This window comes from Rhodococcus sp. T7 (assembly GCF_009872365.1).
Lineage (GTDB): Bacteria > Actinomycetota > Actinomycetes > Mycobacteriales > Mycobacteriaceae > Rhodococcus_F.
Window position 1 is genome coordinate 38346 of record NZ_WXYH01000066.1, and the last position, 17242, is coordinate 55587.

Below are 17242 nucleotides of genomic sequence, written 5' to 3' on the forward strand. Positions count from 1 at the left end.
CGTCTACCCCCTGTGAGTGCGGCAAGGTGCCTTCACTCACAGCGTGCCGTCCGGCGGCGTCGTTTTCGGCCTGCAGCAGACATCTGTGGAGAAACGGGGCGGTTGTGGATGGAACCGCGAAATCGGCCCCGGGAACCCCGAACGTGTCGGGGCGGCGTGCTAGCGGTCAGCGTCCCGCTTCGCGGTCCCGTCGCGCCAGCTCTGCGAACATCGCGTTGTGCGCCGCCAGATCCGCGTCGTCGTCCCGGTCCGCGGCCCGGTCGACCCGCTTCGCCGTGCGACTGTCGCTGCGGGACCACTGGATGAGCAGCGCCATCATCACCAGCACCAGTGGAATCTCACCGGTGGCCCACGCGATGCTGCCGCCCAGTTGCTGGTCACCCACCAGGTCGGCGTTCCAGCCGAGTCCGAGCGATCGGTAGTACCACTCGCCCATCACGGCGCCCATGCTCATCAGCGCGACGCCGAAGAAGGCGTGGAACGGCAGGGAGCCGAACACCATCGCGAGCTTCGTCACCGGTTGCAGCCTGCGCGGCGACGGGTCGATGCCGATCGCGACCCAGTAGAAGAGGTAGCCGCTCAGCAGGAAGTGCAGGTTCATCAGGACATGCGCGGAGTGGGAGTCGACGGCGGCCGCGAAGATCCCGCCGAGGTAGAGGGCGTAGAAACCGCCCACGAACAGCACCGCCGCGACGACGGGGTGGGTGATGAATCGGGAGAACGGGCTGTGCAGCGCGGTCAGAATCCATTCGCGCAGTCCCGGCACACCGTTCTTGCCCGCGGGGTCGAGGGCCCGGAGCGCGAGCGTGATCGGGGCACCGAGCACAAGGAGCACCGGCGCGAGCATGGACAGCGCCATGTGGGCGCCCATGTGCACGCTGAACACGGCAGGCGAATAGCGACCGACACCCGACGACGTCGCGATCAGCAGCACTACGCACCCGCACATCCAGGCGACGGTCCGGCCGACGGGCCAGCTGTCGCCGCGCCGCCGCAGTTTGCGCAGTCCGATCGCGTACGCGACGGCCAGCACGATCGCGGCGGTGCCGTAGAGGAGGTCGAATCGCCAGTCCAGCATCAACCGTGCGAACGTCGGCGGCCCTGCCAGGTTGTAGCCGAGTTCCACCTCCGTGAGGGTGGGGGCCGCGGTCGGGGCCGGCGGGGGCGTGCGGCCGAGTCCGACGGCGAGACCGATCGTCGCGGCGAAGACCATCACCTCCGCACCGGCGAAGCGGATCAGGTTGCCTCGTTTCGTCGGGTCCTTCCGCAGTGCGGGCAGCGCCCGTCGACGCTGTGCCCACCCGAACACGCCGAGTACGACGAGGGCGACGATCTTCGCGACGATCAGGCGTCCGTACGTGGTGTCGACGAGGTCCCCGATCTGGACGCGAACGAGCGCGTTCACCACACCGCTGACCGCCATGACGACGAAGCAGACGGTCGCGACCGCGGAGAACCTGCGCGCCGCGACGTCCGTGTAGGCGCCGCGCCTGCGCGCATGGGCGAGGAGCGCGAACAGACCGCCCGCCCACAGCGAGGCCGCCACCAGGTGCAGAATCAGGCTGTTCGTGGCCATGTCGTGCGAGCCACCCGAGGACGAGTGCCCGGTCAACGCGAGCGGCATCAGTCCGAGGACGCCGACGACCAGCAAGAGAGGCGTCCACCACCAGCGCAGCACGAGCCGGGAGGCGATCGCGAGGACGATGGCGATGATCGCGGTCCATCGCCACGCGCCTGCGAGTTCGACCTGATCGGTCGAATTGAAGATGTTCGCCGGCTTGACCGCTTCGCCGAAGGGTTGCCCGGACGTGTCCGACAGCGTCAACGGTACGAGGACGAGGGCGGTCGCCGCCCACACGATCGCGGCGTACGACGCGGTGCGGACGGCGCGGTAGCCGTCCACGTCGAGGACACCGGATTTCTGCGGCGGCACGAAGAACGCCGCGAGCAGCAATGATCCGATGGTGATGACGGCAGCGATCTCCGACACGGCCCGCATGGCGGGCAATCCGTAGGTGGTGATCGGTCCGGGATCCGGAATTCCCAGCAGCACGAGCGCCTGAGCAGCGGAAAGTCCGACGACGATTGCCGCAACCAGTCCGGCGATGAGACCGCCGACGACGAACAGGGCGGTCGAATCGGCACGATTCGGAGGTTTCGAGGCCGGGTCGGACGCCGCGAGCTGGGGTGTAGCCATACATCAAGGGTAGGACCTACGACAGGCCGTCGGAGACGCGAGGGTCGGTCGCCGTTTGCGGCTACGGTCGACGAGGACGTGTCCCGTGGGAGCGAGAGGCGGAGATGGCGGAGTTTCTGATCATCGTGGTGGCGTTGTTCTTCGCGGGCATGGGCGTCTACGGGCTCGCCCTGCCCGCCCGGCTGGTCGCACCGTTCGGTCTGACCGCGGGTTCGGCGACGGCCCGCGCCGAGGTGCGCGCGGTCTACGGCGGTTTCGGGGTCGCGGTGGCAGGCCTGCTCTTCTTCGCGGCCTTCGACGCCCACGGCATCCGATCGGTCGCCGCGGTGACGGTGGCCGTCGCCCTGCTGGGGATGGCGTTCGGCCGGATCGTGGCGGCCCTCACCGACCGGCCGACCCGCTTCTACCCCGTGTGGTTCTACTTCGTCGTCGAACTCGTTCTGGCGGGACTCCTGCTCTCCGCGGCGGCCCTGGGCTCGTGACGCACACACCCCAGCCCCGGTCGGAGCACTCGGGGCGGCAGGTAATATTTGCTGCGCGCCTCCGTAGCTCAGGGGATAGAGCAAGAGCCTTCTAATCTCTTGGTCGCAGGTTCGAATCCTGCCGGGGGCACTCATTCGACGGAGCGTCAGACGGCGAAAACCCCGATCACCTGCACAGTCAGGGATCGGGGTGCGCGCCCGCGCGAGCCCGGTCCTCACTCACCGGGGCAACTCGTTGCCGGGGCGATCACGGAGCAGACCTGCTCGACCACGAGGGCGGGATTCTCGTTCTCGATGAAGTGACCGCTGCCGGTCTGCGTGATGTGGGTGGCATCGAGGGCAGTCGAGAGGAGCGCGGCGGCGTCGAGCCACTGCGGCCAGTACGTGTCGGCGTCGCCGATCCCGAGATAGTCGAACGGCTCGTCCGAAGTGAGGACGGCGGCGGGCATCGCAGGCAGCGGGGGCATGGTCTCGAGCGCCGCGAGCGTGGCCGGATAGTCGGGTGTCTCCGCACCGGGATGGTTCCGGCCGTTCGTCTCGATGTCCCGCATCCATTGGTCCCACACGGCAGGCGGCAATGTCGATTGCAGATACTCCGATCCCGGATCGACGAGTACGAGACCGGACACGTCGTCCGGGTAGGTCCTGGCGTACGCCGACGCGATCATTCCGCCCCAGGAATGTCCGACCAGCACATGGGGTCCCGCCAACTCGGCGACCGTCAGCAAGGCACGAAGATCTGTCGCGTCGCCCTGCGCAGTGGTCGGTTGCGGCACGCCTGTCGATCGGCTCGCGGTGCCGTCCATCTGCTCCGTGCCGGGACGGTCGTAGGCACATACTCTGGTGAACTTCGCGATTTCGGGGTGGACGGCGGACTCGGTGCGGACGGGCGGGGTCGTCTGATCTGTCGGATCGCCCGTGAAACTCCAATTGTCGGCGGCGACCCCGGCACCGGAGACGAGCACGACCGTGGGCGAACCGGAACCGCGGCACTCGAGATAGATGTCGCGGCCCCCACCGATATCGACCAACCCGGAACGGTCACCGGCACCGGGAACGAACCTGCCCGCAGCCGCCGGCGGAGTCGTCGTGGGCGCGGGGCCGTCCGCCGCGGTGCCGCAACCGGACACCGCGACGCACCCGAGCGCCGCGACGCATCCGGCACTGCGGGCGAGGCGGGACCCGCGTCTCATGACGATCGGGACACCCGTGTCAGTCCTTCAGGAACGCCAGCAGGTCGGCGTTGATCGTCTCCGCCTGGGTGGTGGGCATGCCGTGGGGGAAGTCCTTGTACGTCTTCAACGTCCCGTTGGCGAGAAGCTTCGCGGACAGGGGTCCGGCGTCGGCGTAGGGAACGATCTGGTCGTCCTCGCTGTGCATCACGAGCACCGGCACCGTGATCTTCTTCAGGTCTTCGGTGAAATCGGTCTGCGAGAAGGCGACGATGCCGTCGTAGTGGGCCTTGGCCCCGCCCATCATCCCCTGCCGCCACCAGTTCTCGATGATCGCCTCCGAGGACTCGACTCCCGGCCGGTTGAATCCGTAGAACGGCCCCGACGGCAGGTCGCGGTAGAAGACGGACCGGTTGGCCGCGAGTTGCGCCTGCAGATCGTCGAACACGGCCTTGGGCAGGCCGCCCGGGTTCGCGTCCGTCTTCACCATCAGCGGCGGCACCGCGCTGATCAGTGCAGCCTTCGACACCCGGCTCTCGCCGTGTCGCGCGAGGTAGTGCGCGACCTCGCCGCCGCCGGTCGAGTGGCCGACGTGGATGGCGTTCTGGAGGTCGAGGTGTGCGGTCAACTCCGCGAGGTCATCGGCGTAGTGGTCCATGTCGTGGCCGTCGCCGGTCTGCGTGGAGCGTCCGTGCCCGCGCCGGTCGTGCGCGATGACTCGATACCCGTGCTGGAGAAAGAACAGCATCTGGGCGTCCCAGTCGTCGGCCGACAGCGGCCAGCCGTGACTGAACACGATGGGCTGACCGGTTCCCCAGTCCTTGTAGAAGATCTCCGTGCCGTCCTGCGTGGTGATCGTGCCCATGAATGTGCCTTCCTTGACCGCTCCGGGAATGACGCTGATGAGGACGATTTAGTACATCAAACTTCGGTATGCCGTAGGGCTGCTTCGACCGGCGGCGGTGCTCGCGTACTCGCGCGTAGCAAACCGACTGATTAGTCTCGTTCACGCATCGCCCCAACCCGACGGGGCAACGGTGCATCGGGACCCGCCACTTTCCTCCGCGAGTGGCGGGTTTCCCGACCGTCCGGCGTCAGCTCTGCGGGGGAACCTCGAACACCAGCAGCGTGCTGGTGGCGGTGGCGACCAGACGGCCCTGCGAGTCGGTGACCTCCCCTTCCGCGAAGGCGATGCGGCGGCCCGCCTTCTTCACGACACCGGTGGCGGTGAGCGCCCCGGAGTCCCGGGTGGCACCGCGGATGTAGTTGACCTTGATCTCGACCGAGGTGTAGCCCCACCCCGCGGGCAACGTGGTGTGCACGGCGCAGCCGGCGACCGAATCGAGCAGCGTGCACACGGCGCCACCGTGGATGGCGCCGATCGGGTTGTACTGCGACTCGTCGGGATCGAGCGCGAAGACCACTCTCCCGGATTCGGCCTCGAGGAACCGCAGGTTCATCAGGCTGGCGATGGGCGGCGCCGGAATGCTGCCGTCGAGGATTGCCCGCAGATAGGTGAGGCCGTCGAGTTCCCGGGCCTTGCGCGCCGGCCCTGCGGGGTCGTGCCATTCGACGATCCTCGATCGCATCTCGCCCCACTCGCCGGTGTCCGGCAGGCTTTCGACCGTCGACGTTTCACCGTTTCCGAACGCGCTCACTATGCGGCTCCCCGCTGCACCGACTGCGGATAGAGGACGTCGAGGTCGCCGGACAGCGCCGCCTTGACGGTGCGGGTGGTGTCGTCGGCGAGCACCTCGTGGGCGCCGGACTCGATGCCATCGAAGGCCAGTCGCGCGACGTCGGCCGCGGAGATCTTCTCCACGTCGAGACCGCTGGTCATGTCGGTGTCCATGTAGCCGAGATGCAGCCCGACCACCTGAATGTTCTGCGCCGCGAGTTCGGCGCGCATCGCGTTGGTGGCACTCCACAGGGCGGCTTTCGAGACGCTGTAGGAACCGCCGATCGCCAGCCACGACAGCACGGAGTGCACGTTGAGGATCGCGCCACCGCCGTTGGCGGCGATGATCGGCGCGAGCGCGCGCGTCACGTTGAGCGGCCCGTAGAGGTTGGTTTCGAGTTCGCGGCGCATCCCGTCCAGATCGCCCGTGAGCGGCGATTCGCCGACGAGAATTCCGGCGTTGTTGATCAGCACGCCGAGATCCCCGACGAGCTCCGCTGCGGCATAGACCGAGTCGGGGTTCGTGACATCCAGCTGGACGGGCACGACCCGCGGGTGCCCCTCGATCGTGGACGTGTCGCGCGCCGACGCGTAGACCGTGCGCGCTCCTCGGGCAAGCGCCTCGGTGACGAAGGCCCGCCCGAGCCCCCGATTGGCCCCGGTGACCAGCACCGTTCGATCTTGAATCGTGGTCATGACGACCCCTTCGAGGTGAGTACGTCTGCTTTTCCAACTAACTATGTCGACGACAGTAACCCCTATCAGTTGGAAAACACAACCCTCTATGATGGAGAGCATGAGCAACGGCGACACCCAGCCAGCAACACCCGAGATCGTCATGGACCGCATGCCCCTGGCGCCGAGACCGTGCGCCATCGCCGCCACCATGGAGTTGATCGGCGACCGCTGGTCGATGCTCGTGATCCGCGAACTGTCCTACGGGGTGCACCGCTTCGACCGGATCGCGGGCTACATCGGCGTCTCGCGTGACATCCTCACCGCGCGACTGCGCAAACTCGAGGAGGTCGGCGTCATCGAACGCAGGCAGTACTCCGAGCACCCGCCCCGCTTCGAGTACCACCTCACCCCCGCGGGCGAGGACCTGCGGCCGCTGCTGCTCTCCCTGTTTCAATGGGGCAGCAAATGGGCCGTCGACGAGGCTCCGTCGGTGCTCGTGCACGAGTGCGGGCACTCGCTGGAACTGGAACACCGCTGCGCGCACTGCGGCGAGGCAGTCGAGAACACTGCTGTCGCAATGCATTCCCGCACACCTCGACGGGAACCCTGACCTCCCGGCACGGCCCGCTACAGGACGTCCTGACACCGGTCTATAGTTTTCGATGTAAACGTCAGGTAAAGAAGTCCTCACATGTAAGGCAGGGGTGGTCTGTGTCAACGCGCGACCGGGTAGCAGAGATCTACGAGCAGGTTCGCCTGCGGAACGCCGGAGAACCCGAGTTCCACCAGGCCGCTGCGGAGGTCTTCGAATCGCTCCAGGTCGTGCTCGAGCACCGTCCCCACTACGCCGATTCCGGACTGATCGAGCGACTGTGCGAGCCCGAACGTCAGATCATCTTCCGGGTGCCGTGGGTCGACGATTCCGGCAACGTGCACGTCAACCGTGGTTTCCGCGTGCAGTACAACAGCGTGCTCGGCCCCTACAAGGGTGGCCTGCGGTTTCACCCCAGCGTGAACCTGGGAATCGTGAAATTCCTCGGGTTCGAGCAGATCTTCAAGAACGCCCTCACCGGACTTCCGATCGGCGGCGGCAAGGGCGGCTCCGACTTCGACCCCAAGGGTCGTACCGAAGCCGAGATCATGCGGTTCTGCCAGTCGTTCATGACCGAACTGCATCGCCACATCGGTGAATACACCGACGTCCCCGCGGGTGACATCGGTGTCGGCGGTCGCGAGATCGGCTACCTGTTCGGTCAGTACAAGCGCCTCACCAACTCGTACGAGTCGGGCGTTCTCACCGGCAAGGGACTGACGTGGGGCGGATCGCAGGTGCGTCGCGAGGCCACGGGGTACGGGGTCGCCTACTTCGTCGCCGAGATGCTGAAGACCGCGAACAGCTCACTGGACGGCAGGACCGTCGTCGTCTCCGGCTCGGGGAACGTCGCGATCTACGCAATCGAGAAGGTGCACCAACTCGGCGGAATCGCGATCGCGGCCTCCGATTCCGCGGGCTACGTCGTCGACGAGAAGGGCATCGACCTCGCACTGCTGAAGGAGATCAAGGAAGTGCGGCGGGGACGGATCAGCGAGTACGCGGACACCGTGCCGCACGCCCGGTTCGTGCCGAACGGTTCCATCTGGGATGTGCCGTGCGACGTCGCGCTCCCCTGCGCCACCCAGAACGAACTCGACGAAGCAGCAGCCAAGACCCTGGTCACGAATGGTGTGCAGGCGGTGGCGGAGGGCGCGAACATGCCGACCACCCCGCAGGGCGTCCAGGTGTTCCGCGATGCCGCCGTGGCATTCGCACCGGGCAAGGCGGCCAACGCGGGCGGGGTCGCGACGTCGGCACTCGAGATGCAGCAGAACGCATCCCGCGACTCGTGGGGCTTCGAATACACCGACGAACGGTTGGCCGGGATCATGCGCGGCATCCACGAACGCACCGTCGCCACCGCCGCCGAGTACGGCATGCCGGGCGATTACGTGCACGGCGCGAACATCGCCGGTTTCGTGAAGGTCGCCGACGCCATGATCTCGCTGGGCGTCATCTAGCAAAAGCGAAAAGGTGGGGCGCGCCCGTTGCCGGCCGCGCCCCACCCCCGGACAACGATCGTCAGTCGACCGTCTCGTCCTCGCCCTCGTCTTCGCGGGCCTTCTTCGCGGCCTCACGCATCTCGATGCCGTCGGACACCCAGTCGCCGATCTCCCGGGTGACGTCCCGGACGGCGCCCGCGATGATCGTCGCGATCTGGCCCACGTGTGTGGCCGCCGACTCCGTCAACTCCTGCACGGTGTCCTTGCGCCGCTCGAACTTCCCCACCATGTTTTCGCCTCTCAGGCTGCAGTCTTCTGCCGCTCGACGATAACACCGGGAGGGGTGTCGGACGAGACGAGACCGGGCGGCAGGGCGAACTTGAAGATCTTCGCCCACACGGAGCCGATCTGCTTGAAGAAGCCGCCGGTGTTGTAGGGCAGTCCGTGCTTCTCGCACAGCGCCTTCACGGCGGGGGCCATCTCCGGGTAGCGGTGAGCGGGCAGGTCCGGGAACAGATGGTGTTCGATCTGGTGGGACAGGTTGCCGGACATGATGTGGAACAGCGGGCTTCCCTCGATGTTCGCGCTGCCGAGCATCTGCCGGACGTACCATTCGCCGCGGGTTTCCTCCGCGGTCTCGTCCTCGGTGAAACTCTGCACGCCGGTGGGGAAATGACCGCAGAAGATGATGGAGTACGCCCACACGTTGCGGATCAGGTTGGCGGTCACGTTGCCGAGCAGGGTCGGGACGAACAGCGGCCCGGTGAGCGCCGGGAAGATGACGTAGTCCTTGAGCACCTGCCTGCCCGCCTTGCGCCACCAGCCCTTCAGCAGCGGTTTGACGTCGTGCCACTTCCGCTTGCCCTGGATCACGTTCTCGGCTTCCAGGTCGTGCATCATGACGCCCCACTCGAACAGCATCATCAGGAAGAACGCATAGACCGGGTTCCCCAGGTAGTAGGGGTTCCACTTCTGCGCCTCGTCGATCCGCAGGATGCCGTAGCCGATGTCCCGGTCCCGGCCCAGGATGTTGGTGTACGTGTGGTGCATGTAGTTGTGGGAGTGCTTCCACTGGTCGGCCGGGCAGACGGTGTCCCATTCGAACACGCGGGAGTTCAGGCCGGGTTCACGCATCCAGTCGTACTGACCGTGCATGACGTTGTGGCCGATCTCCATGTTGTCGAGAATCTTCGACACGCCGAGGGCGCCGACGCCGGCGATCCAGGCCGGCGGGAAGAAGCCGAGGTACATCAGACCGCGGCCTGCGACCTCGAATCCCCTCTGCGCCTTGATGATCTTGTAGATGTACTCGCGGTCCTCGGCGCCGAGGTCCGCGACCGTCCGGTCGCGGAGGGCGTCCAGTTCCCTGCCGATCTCTTCGACCTGGTCGTGACTGAGCACCACCGGGGCGGCGTTGCGGGGGCCGTCGGCGCCGCCGACGAACGGGAGGAACGAGAGTGAGAGTCCAAACATGTCGGTCTCCAAACGTTGATGTCGGGTGAAAGTCAGATGTCGAGGGCGACGTCTCCCACCGGGACCGAGACGCACAGCTGAATCGCCTTGTCCGGGTCGGTGTCGGTGTCGCCGGTGCGGACGTTCCTGGTGCACCCCGATGTCTTCACCGTGGTGCAGGAGAAGCAGATGCCCATCCGGCAGCCGTACTCCGGATGGAGCCCGGCCGCTTCCGCCTGTTCGAGCAGCGTCGCACCGGAGTTGTCCGCGGTGACGCCGCTGGCGGTGAAGGACACCGCGCCACCGGCCTCCCCCTCCGCCGGGGCTGCGGCGGGAGCGAACTCCTCGGTGTGCAGACGGTCCTCGATGCCGAGTTCGCGGTACACCTCCCGGACGCCGCGCATCAGTCCGGGCGGGCCGCACAGGAACGTCTCGGCGTCGGCGTACCAGGGCGCGACCGCGTCGAGGTGCTCCTGACCGAAGAACCCGTGCAGGTGCCCGCCGGCCTCCTGATCGGTGTACGCGAGCACGAGGGAGACGTTGGCATTGGCGTCCGCGAGTGCGCGCAACTCGTCGAGGTACGCGACGTCGTTTTCGGTGTACGCGTAGTGCAGAAAAGTGATGCTTCCGACGTGCTCCTCGTCGACGAGGGTGCGCAGCATCGACAGAACCGGGGTGATTCCGCTGCCTCCGCTCACCAGCAGGAGCCGGCGAGGGCGAGGAGACGGAAGGGTGAATTCACCGGCGGCCTGAGACAGGTCGAGCACGAGTCCGGGGCGCGCCTGCGCGTGCAGATATTGCGAGACGAGCCCGTCGGGATGCGCCTTGATCGTCAACTCGACGTGTCCGTCGGGAGACGACTGTGCATTGGCGGGCGAATAGCAGCGGGTGTGCCGGACCCCGTCGATCACGACCCCCACCTGCACGAACTGCCCCGCCCGGAATCCACGCCACTGGCGAGTGGGGCGCAGCGTGAGGGTGACGGTGTCGGCGGTGGAGCGCCGGACCGCGACGACTTCGGCGCGGAGGTCGCGCACGGTGACCATCGGCGTGACGAGTTCGAGGTAGCGGTCGAGCTGGTGCGGAGTGGCCATCGCCTCGAACAACGACAGCAGCGAGAACCTGCGTCCCTCCGCCGGACGACTGGTGTGGGCAACTGACACGTCGGCCTCCTCCATTTGAGTGCACGGTTGTACACTGACAATAGTGTGACAGAGGGAGACAGGAACTTGTCAATCACAATGTGACCGCACGCACACTCGGGGCGGGGATCGGATACGCATGCCGGACGACGAACGCGAACACCCGGAGGTGGTGGCGGTGCTCTCCCCCGCGAATACACTCACTGCCGTGAGTCAGTCGACCGGCGCCGAACCCGAGAGCAGGGCAGCGCGCAAGGAGCGCACGAGGAAGGCCCTCCTCGACGGCACGCTCGAACTGATGGCGGACCGCAGTTTCGCCGGTGTGAGCCTGCGCGAGATCGCCCGCACCGCGGGAATCGTGCCCACCGCGTTCTACCGCCATTTCGCGTCCATCGAGGAACTCGGCGTGGTGCTCGTCGAGGAGGGCATGCGGATTCTGCGGCAGATGCTGCGCGACGCCCGCCGCACCCCGAGCACGAAAAGCGCAGGCGCGTCCCTCGACATCCTGGTGCGGCAGGTCCGCACCCACGAGGCGCAGTTCCGGTTCCTCAGTCGCGAACGCTACGGCGGGGTGCCGGAAATTCGCCGTGCGATCGCGACCGAGATGAAACTGTTCGTCAGCGAACTCACGGTCGATCTGTCCCGCATCGACGGCCTGCAGTCCTGGGACCACGACGACCTGGAGATGGCGGCCGACCTGATCGTGTCCACCATGTTCGCGGTCGTCGTCGATCTGCTCGAGGCCGATCGCCCCGGGAGCCGAAGCGAGGCCGAGGTCGTCGCGCGCGCCGAACGGCAACTGCGCCTGATCGTGCTCGGCATGAGCGGGTGGAATCCCGGAACGTAGCCGCGCTCTCGCCGTACGGTGAGGGCATGTTGTCAACCTTCGAACACATCGCCCTCACCGTCGGGGAGCTGACCTTCGACGTCACGGTCGGTGGTCCCGCCGACGGCGATGCCGTCCTCTTGTTGCACGGGTACCCCGAAAGCGCTGCTTCGTGGTTATCGGTCGCCGAGATCCTGAATGACGCCGGCCTGCGGACCTATGCGCCGAATCAGCGCGGCTATTCCCGCGGTGCGCGGCCCACCGGCGTCGAGTCGTACACGATCGACCACCTCGTGGCCGACGTGGTGGGAATACTCGACACCCTCGGCCTCGGCACGGTCCACCTCGTCGGCCACGACTGGGGAGCTGTCGTCGCGTGGTTCGTCGCAGCTCGCCACCCCGGGCGCGTCAGGTCGCTGACGGCGGTGTCGATTCCCCATCCCGCCGCGTTCAACTGGGCGCTGCGGGAAGACGCCGATCAGCAGGCACGTTCGTCGTACATCCAGTTCCTGCGCACTGAAGGTAAGGCGGAGCACGTGCTCCTCCGCGACGACGCGCAGCGGCTGCGCGCGGTCTTCGGTGACGTGGTACCGCCCGCTCGCGTCGACGAGCACGTGAGCCTGCTGACCGAGCCGGGCGCCCTCACCGGGGCGTTGAACTGGTACCGCGCGATGACCAAGGAATTCGAGAACACCCCGGCCGTCACAGTCCCGACAACCTACGTTTGGAGCACCGAGGACATGGCGCTGGGCCGTGCGGGAGCCGAGCGGTGCGGCGAGTTCGTCGATGCGCCGTACGAATTCGTCGTGCTCGACGGCGCCACCCACTGGATCCCCGAGCAGCGCCCCGACGCTCTCGCAGACGCGATCCGCACGCGCACCGGAACCACACCGAACTGAAACCCATTGTTCCCCGCGGCCGGGCGTGCGTTCTGGTTTGATGGCACTACTCGTCTCGTGCACCCTGGGAGGGCACCATGAGTGGCATCGCAATCCTTCTGGTCGGCGCCGTTCTGTGCTTCGCCGGTGTCGGCTCACTCCACATCGCCGTTCTCGCGTCGGGTTTCGGCCTCGGCTGGCTGATCGCCGACCTGCTGTCGCTGTCGCTCGGGACGACGTTCCTGTTCGCGGCGATCGGTGCGGTCGTGGTGTGGGTGGCCACCACCCTGATCTTCAAGTTCGCCGCATTCTTCATCGGGATCATCGCGGGCGCCGTGGTCGGCGCGAAGCTCAGCCGGGTGCTGCAACCCGAGGACGTCAATTGGATCCTCAGCGGAATCGTGATCGTCGCGCTCGCCGTCGCCTGCGGGTTCGTCGCCGACCGGTACCGGGCCCGGGCGCTGCTGTGGCTCACCGCGCTCGGCGGCGCCAGCATGGTGCTGACCGGCCTCGGCATGGCCATCGGCTCGCTGAGTTTCCTCGACCAGCCGAACGAGGGGGTGCAGCAGTTCTTCGCGACGCTGGTCTGGATCGCCGTCGCGGCGGCGGGCTGGGTGACGCAGCGGCGGCTGTTCCCGGAGAAACTCCGGATCGACGACACCCGCGCGAGGCGCTAGTCGCGTTCCGGCGCCTTCACCACCGTCAGCGCGGCCAGCCCGATCGCGAGCACGATCACCAGGCCGAGGATCCCCGCCCGGTCCGCCGCGAACCACCACGCGAACAGCCCGAACAGGGTGGGCGAGAGGAACGACACCGCGCGACCGGTGGTCGCGTACAGGCCGAACATCTGTCCCTCCCGGCCGGGCGGTGTGATCCGGGCCAGGAACGTGCGCGCGGAGGACTGCGCGGGCCCGACGAACAGGCACAGCAGCAGTCCGAAGATCCAGAACATGGCAGGCCCGGACACCCCCATCAGAACGATGCCGACGACGATCATCGCGATCAGGGACGTCATGATGACGGTCTTCGGACCGATCCGGTCGTCGAACCGTCCTGCGGTGAGCGCGCCGAGCGCGGAGACGACGTTGGCGGCGACACCGAACAGCAGCACGTCACCGGCGCTGATGCCGTAGACGTTGACGGCGAGGACGGCGCCGAACGTGAAGACACCGGCCAGTCCGTCCCGGAACAGCGCGCTCGCCACCAGGAAGTAGACGGTGCGCCGGTCGGCGGACCAGAGGTCGCGCAGATCCCGCCACAGCACCCGGTACGACTCGACGAACCCGGCCTTCTCCGCACCCGGATCCGCGTGCGGGCGGGTCAGCTCGGGGACCTTCACCAGCACGGGGATCGCGAAGACCGCGAACCAGACGGCGGCCAGCAGCGCGACCATCCGGATGTTCAGGCCGCCGTCGGTGGTGAGCCCGAGGAATCCCCGAGTGTCGCCGTCACCGGCGATGAAACCGAAGTAGCACAGCAGCAGGAGCACGATCCCACCGAAATAGCCCATCGCCCAGCCGAACCCGGACACCCTCCCGATGTTCGACGGCGTGGACACCTGCCTGAGCATCGCGTTGTACGGGACGCCGGCCAGTTCGAAGATCACCGAACCCGCGGCCAGTAGCACCAGCCCGAGCCACAGGTACTGATAGGAGTCGCGGACGAGGAACATCGCCGCCATGCACCCGACCGTCGCGAAGGTGAGGACGCCGAGCGCCCACTTGCGTCGTCCCGCGGCGTCGAATCGCTGACCGGTGACGGGGGCGAGCACGGCGATGAGGAAACCGGCGATGCCGAGCGACCACCCCAGCCAGGTGCTCGCGGAGATCGATCCCGGCAGGTCCTCCCCCACGGCGTCCGTCAGGTACACGGAGAAGACGAACGTGAGGATCACGGCGTTGAACGCCGCCGAACCCCAGTCCCACAGCCCCCACGCGACAACCTGTCTGCGCGTCGCGGCCTCGCCGATCCCGGCCGGCGGACGAACGTCGGTGCTCATGCCCGCGAGCCTATGCGAGCAAGTGGGGAGTTCGTGCGGTCTGACGTCATGAGAGTCCCGCTCGGGCGGACCAACTTAGTGTGCACTCAGTTGCATAGGCACCTCGTTGCATACATACTTCGGTTCGTGGCACTCGAACATGCGCTCCTCGTCTCCCTGACCGAGCACTCCGGCTCGGGGTACGAATTGGCGCGCCGATTCGACAAGTCCATCGGCTTCTTCCAGAGCGCCACCCACCAGCAGATCTACCGCGTCCTCAAACGCATGGACGAGGCCGGCTGGGTAGACGCCGAGGTGGTGGCGCAGGACGGCCGTCCCGACAAGAAGGTGTACCGGGTCAGTGCGTCCGGACGTACGGAACTCGCGCGCTGGATCGCCGAACCCACCGAGCCCAACCACCTGCGCAACGAGCTGGCAGTGAAGATCCGCGCCGCTCGACACGGGGACGTCGCCGCACTCACGGCCGAGGTCGCCCGCCACCGCGACGGCCACGCCGCCCGGCTCGAGGTCTACCGCATGATCGAAAAACGCGACTTTCCCGCACCGGACCAGCTCTCCGGCGCGGCCCTGCACCAGTACCTCGTCCTGCGCGGCGGAATCCGCGTCGAGGAGGGGTTCGCCGACTGGTGTCAAGAAGTACTCGACGCGCTCTCACGATAAGGACACGCCGCCAATGACACAGTTCCCCCAGCTGCTCGCCCCCCTCGACCTCGGCTTCACGACGCTGAAGAACCGGGTGATCATGGGTTCCATCCACACCGGACTCGAGGACCGCGCCAAGGACGTCCCCCGGCTGGCGGAGTACTTCGCCGAGCGCGCCCGCGGAGGGGTCGCGCTGATCGTCACCGGCGGTTACGCACCCAACCGGACGGGCTGGTTGTTGCCGTTCGGCGCGAAGCTCACCAACCGTGTCGAGGCCCGCAGGCACCGCGCGATCACGAAGGCGGTGCACGACGAGGGCGGCAAGATCGCCCTGCAGATCCTGCACGCCGGCCGGTACAGCTACCAGCCGTTCAGTGTCTCCGCCTCGTCGATCAAGGCACCGATCAACCCGTTCCGGCCCCGCAAACTTACCGGCCGCGGCGTCCGCTGGCAGATCCGCAACTTCGTTCGCTGCGCGCGGCTCGCGCAGCAGGCGAACTACGACGGCGTCGAGATCATGGGCGGCGAAGGCTACTTCGTCAACCAGTTCCTGTGCGAGCGCACCAACAAGCGCACCGACGAGTGGGGTGGGACCCCCGAGAACCGCCGTCGGATGGCCGTCGAGATCGTCCGCCGCACCCGCAAGGCGGTCGGCCCGGACTTCATCATCATCTTCCGACTGTCGATGGCCGACCTCGTCGAGGGCGGTCAGACCTGGGACGAGATCGTCGCGCTGGCACAGGAAGTGGAGGCGGCGGGCGCCACCATCATCAACACCGACATCGGCTGGCACGAATCGCGTGTTCCCACGATCGTGACGTCGGTGCCGCGGGCCGCGTTCGCCGACATCACCGGCAAACTCGAGAAGCACGTGACCATCCCCGTGGCCGCGTCGAACCGGATCAACATGCCGGAGGTCGCGGAGGAGATCCTGACCCGCGGTGACGCACAGCTGATCTCGATGGCACGCCCGATGCTCGCCGATCCCGACTGGGTACGGAAGGCGGAGGCAGGCACTCCCGACGAGATCAACACGTGCATCGCGTGCAACCAGGCCTGCCTCGACCACGCCTTCGTCCGCAAGCACGTGTCGTGCCTGCTGAATCCGCGGGCAGGCAGGGAGACGGAACTGACGCTCTCCCCCACCCGGACCGCGAAGCGGGTCGCCGTCGTCGGCGCCGGCCCCGCGGGACTGTCCGCGGCGCTCGGTCTGGCCCAGCGCGGCCACTCGGTGACCCTGTTCGAGGCGGATTCGGAGATCGGCGGCCAGTTCGGCATCGCCCGCAAGATCCCCGGCAAGGAGGAGTTCGCGGAAACCATCCGCTACTACAACCGCCTGCTGCCGCTCACCGGCGTCGACGTCCGGCTCGACACCCGCGTCGCCGCGACCGAGCTGGTCGGCACGTACGACGAGGTGATCGTCGCGACCGGTGTGACGCCCCGCGTCCCGTCGATTCCGGGGATCGACCATCCGAAGGTGCTCACGTATCCGGAGGCCGTCCGGGGCGGCAAGCCCGTCGGACGGTCGGTCGCGGTGATCGGAGCCGGCGGGATCGGCGTCGACGTCAGCGAGTTCCTCACCCACGAGCATTCCCCGACTCTCGATCTGAAGGAATGGAAGCAGGAGTGGGGTGTCACCGAACCGGAGGCGGCGGCGGGCGCCCTCACCACCCCCATTCCCGAACCGTCGCCGCGCGAGGTGTACCTGCTGCAACGCAAGAACGGCCGGATCGGCGCGGGACTCGCCAAGACCACCGGCTGGGTCCACCGGGCTGCGCTGAAGAACAAGGGCGTCCAGGAGCTGTCCGGGGTCAACTACGAGCGCATCGACGACGACGGCCTGCACATCACGTTCGGCGCCAAGCGGGAGAAGCCCCGCACCCTCGCGGTCGACAACGTCGTGATCTGCGCGGGCCAGGAATCGGTGCGTGACCTCGTCGACGAACTGACCGTCGCCGGCGTCACCACCCACGTCATCGGGGGCGCCGACGTCGCCGCCGAACTCGACGCGAAGCGTGCCATCGAGCAGGGCACCCGGCTCGCGGCCCGCATCTGACGC

At 67.3% G+C, this 17242-nt stretch carries 17 protein-coding genes and 1 tRNA gene; 9 read left to right on the forward strand and 9 right to left on the reverse strand.

The window, feature by feature from the left end; all coding sequences use genetic code 11:
* Positions 1-166 precede the first annotated feature (166 nt).
* Complete coding sequence (locus tag MLGJGCBP_RS09105) at positions 167-2197, reverse strand: cytochrome c oxidase assembly protein (protein ID WP_160094947.1); 2031 nt, start codon at positions 2195-2197, stop codon at positions 167-169.
* Between the two features lie 104 nt (positions 2198-2301).
* Here MLGJGCBP_RS09105 and MLGJGCBP_RS09110 point away from each other — a divergent pair, with 104 nt between their 5' ends.
* Both MLGJGCBP_RS09110 and MLGJGCBP_RS09115 read left to right on the forward strand, forming a co-directional pair.
* Positions 2302-2679: a DUF4345 family protein gene (locus MLGJGCBP_RS09110; RefSeq protein ID WP_160094949.1), complete on the forward strand. Its 378-nt coding sequence runs from the start codon at positions 2302-2304 to the stop codon at positions 2677-2679.
* 57 nt (positions 2680-2736) lie between these two features.
* Positions 2737-2809 (forward strand) — tRNA-Arg (locus tag MLGJGCBP_RS09115).
* An 85-nt stretch (positions 2810-2894) separates the two neighbouring features.
* Here MLGJGCBP_RS09115 and MLGJGCBP_RS09120 read toward each other — a convergent pair.
* The 4 genes from MLGJGCBP_RS09120 to MLGJGCBP_RS09135 all read right to left on the reverse strand — a co-directional run bounded on the left by MLGJGCBP_RS09120 (position 2895) and on the right by MLGJGCBP_RS09135 (position 6225).
* Positions 2895-3872 (reverse strand): alpha/beta fold hydrolase, encoded by a 978-nt coding sequence (locus MLGJGCBP_RS09120; RefSeq protein ID WP_160094951.1) that lies wholly within the window; start codon positions 3870-3872, stop codon positions 2895-2897.
* A gap of 19 nt (positions 3873-3891) precedes the next feature.
* Positions 3892-4716, reverse strand: coding sequence for an alpha/beta fold hydrolase (locus MLGJGCBP_RS09125; protein WP_160094953.1), 825 nt, complete (start codon positions 4714-4716; stop codon positions 3892-3894).
* 229 nt (positions 4717-4945) lie between these two features.
* Positions 4946-5509, reverse strand: coding sequence for a PaaI family thioesterase (locus tag MLGJGCBP_RS09130; RefSeq protein WP_160094955.1), 564 nt, complete (start codon positions 5507-5509; stop codon positions 4946-4948).
* Entirely contained in the window at positions 5509-6225 is a 717-nt protein-coding gene (locus MLGJGCBP_RS09135) for an SDR family oxidoreductase (protein ID WP_087561028.1), read from the reverse strand. Before MLGJGCBP_RS09135 ends, MLGJGCBP_RS09130 begins: the two co-directional genes overlap by 1 nt.
* An 88-nt stretch (positions 6226-6313) precedes the next feature.
* Between MLGJGCBP_RS09135 and MLGJGCBP_RS09140 the strand changes: the two genes are divergently transcribed.
* Together MLGJGCBP_RS09140 and gdhA are read left to right on the forward strand one after the other, a co-directional pair.
* Positions 6314-6817 (forward strand): winged helix-turn-helix transcriptional regulator, encoded by a 504-nt coding sequence (locus MLGJGCBP_RS09140; RefSeq protein ID WP_087561029.1) that lies wholly within the window; start codon positions 6314-6316, stop codon positions 6815-6817.
* A 101-nt stretch (positions 6818-6918) separates the two neighbouring features.
* Positions 6919-8262: an NADP-specific glutamate dehydrogenase gene (gdhA, locus tag MLGJGCBP_RS09145; protein ID WP_160094957.1), complete on the forward strand. Its 1344-nt coding sequence runs from the start codon at positions 6919-6921 to the stop codon at positions 8260-8262.
* Between the two features lie 61 nt (positions 8263-8323).
* Here gdhA and MLGJGCBP_RS09150 read toward each other — a convergent pair whose 3' ends face one another.
* The 3 genes from MLGJGCBP_RS09150 to MLGJGCBP_RS09160 are packed head-to-tail and all read right to left on the reverse strand — an operon-like array spanning position 8324 to position 10859.
* Positions 8324-8533 (reverse strand): hypothetical protein, encoded by a 210-nt coding sequence (locus MLGJGCBP_RS09150; RefSeq protein ID WP_087561031.1) that lies wholly within the window; start codon positions 8531-8533, stop codon positions 8324-8326.
* An 11-nt stretch (positions 8534-8544) separates the two neighbouring features.
* On the reverse strand, positions 8545-9717 hold the full coding sequence (locus MLGJGCBP_RS09155; RefSeq protein WP_160094959.1) for a fatty acid desaturase family protein: 1173 nt from the start codon (positions 9715-9717) through the stop codon (positions 8545-8547).
* A gap of 32 nt (positions 9718-9749) precedes the next feature.
* Positions 9750-10859 (reverse strand): ferredoxin reductase, encoded by a 1110-nt coding sequence (locus MLGJGCBP_RS09160; RefSeq protein ID WP_160094961.1) that lies wholly within the window; start codon positions 10857-10859, stop codon positions 9750-9752.
* Positions 10860-10977: 118 nt separating this feature from the next.
* Here MLGJGCBP_RS09160 and MLGJGCBP_RS09165 point away from each other — a divergent pair, with 118 nt between their 5' ends.
* The 3 genes from MLGJGCBP_RS09165 to MLGJGCBP_RS09175 all read left to right on the forward strand — a co-directional run bounded on the left by MLGJGCBP_RS09165 (position 10978) and on the right by MLGJGCBP_RS09175 (position 13219).
* On the forward strand, positions 10978-11685 hold the full coding sequence (locus MLGJGCBP_RS09165; RefSeq protein ID WP_160094963.1) for a TetR family transcriptional regulator: 708 nt from the start codon (positions 10978-10980) through the stop codon (positions 11683-11685).
* Between the two features lie 26 nt (positions 11686-11711).
* Positions 11712-12563, forward strand: coding sequence for an alpha/beta fold hydrolase (locus MLGJGCBP_RS09170; protein WP_160094965.1), 852 nt, complete (start codon positions 11712-11714; stop codon positions 12561-12563).
* A gap of 77 nt (positions 12564-12640) precedes the next feature.
* Positions 12641-13219: a DUF4203 domain-containing protein gene (locus MLGJGCBP_RS09175; protein WP_160094967.1), complete on the forward strand. Its 579-nt coding sequence runs from the start codon at positions 12641-12643 to the stop codon at positions 13217-13219.
* Here MLGJGCBP_RS09175 and MLGJGCBP_RS09180 read toward each other — a convergent pair.
* On the reverse strand, positions 13216-14541 hold the full coding sequence (locus MLGJGCBP_RS09180; RefSeq protein ID WP_160094969.1) for an MFS transporter: 1326 nt from the start codon (positions 14539-14541) through the stop codon (positions 13216-13218). The genes MLGJGCBP_RS09175 and MLGJGCBP_RS09180 overlap by 4 nt on opposite strands.
* A 126-nt stretch (positions 14542-14667) precedes the next feature.
* Between MLGJGCBP_RS09180 and MLGJGCBP_RS09185 the strand changes: the two genes are divergently transcribed.
* Positions 14668-15201 carry a PadR family transcriptional regulator gene (locus MLGJGCBP_RS09185; RefSeq protein WP_160094971.1) on the forward strand — a complete coding sequence of 178 codons (534 nt, stop codon included), beginning with the start codon at positions 14668-14670 and terminating at the stop codon, positions 15199-15201.
* Positions 15202-15214: 13 nt separating this feature from the next.
* Complete coding sequence (locus MLGJGCBP_RS09190; protein WP_160094973.1) at positions 15215-17239, forward strand: NADPH-dependent 2,4-dienoyl-CoA reductase; 2025 nt, start codon at positions 15215-15217, stop codon at positions 17237-17239.
* The last annotated feature ends 3 nt before the right edge of the window (positions 17240-17242 follow it).